Origin of the sequence: Aeromonas sp. S5(2024), from assembly GCF_041403025.1 — a bacterium.
Taxonomy (GTDB): Bacteria; Pseudomonadota; Gammaproteobacteria; order Enterobacterales; family Aeromonadaceae; genus Aeromonas; species Aeromonas hydrophila.
In genome coordinates, this window is the sequence record NZ_JBGLRI010000024.1 from 1 (window position 1) to 853 (window position 853).

At 66.0% G+C, this 853-nt stretch carries 1 protein-coding gene; it reads right to left on the reverse strand.

Features of this window, described 5'->3' with window-relative positions; translation table 11 throughout:
* Positions 1-853 (reverse strand): DUF5801 repeats-in-toxin domain-containing protein (locus ACB032_RS22090; RefSeq protein ID WP_371138777.1); only part of this gene is annotated, 853 nt, incomplete at both ends.

The window sequence follows — 853 nt, forward strand, 5'->3', positions numbered from 1 at the left end:
ATTGGCCAGGCTGATGAGGTTGTTGTCGTTGCTGTTGTCCACGTCCTCCGGCAGATGGTCCAGCTCCGCCGACTGCGTCAGCGTCACCGTGCCATTGCTCGCCACGCTGATGCGGAACACCTCCCCGGCCGTGGTCGAGCCAACGATGTCGCTGCCCACCTTGGTCAGGGTGATGGCCAGCCCGTTGCTGGTCAGCCCGCTGTTGCTGTCGGTCACGCTCAGGCTGTAACCGCTCACCGTGGTGGTGCCCGGACCGTCCGCGCCATAGCTCGGCACCGCCGCCGCCAGGAATGCCGCCGCAAAGCTGCCGGTCGCCGTGTCACTGGCCGACCCGATGGTCTGCGCATCCTGGGTAGTCAGGGTGATGCCACCGTCCACCACCGCGTTGATGGTCACGCTCGGTACGTCGTCCTCGAAGCTGATGTTGCCGCCAAGGTCTGCACTCACCGTCCCGGTCGCGGTGTCGTTGTCACCATCCACCACCGTCACGGTCGCACTCAGCAGCACCTTGCCATTGGCCAGGCTGATGAGGTTGTTATCGTTGCTGTTGTCCACGTCCTCCGGCAGATGGTCCAGCTCCGCCGACTGTGTCAGCGTCACCGTGCCATTGCTCGCCACGCTGATGCGGAACACCTCCCCGGCCGAAGTCGAGCCAACGATGTCGCTGCCCACCTTGGTCAGGGTGATGGCCAGCCCGTTGCTGGTCAGTCCGCTGTTGCTGTCAGTCACGCTCAGGCTGTAGCCGCTCACCGTGGTGGTGCCCGGACCGTCCGCGCCATAGCTCGGCACCGCCGCCGCCAGGAACGCCGCCGCAAAGCTGCCGGTCGCCGTGTCACTGGCCGACCCGATGGTC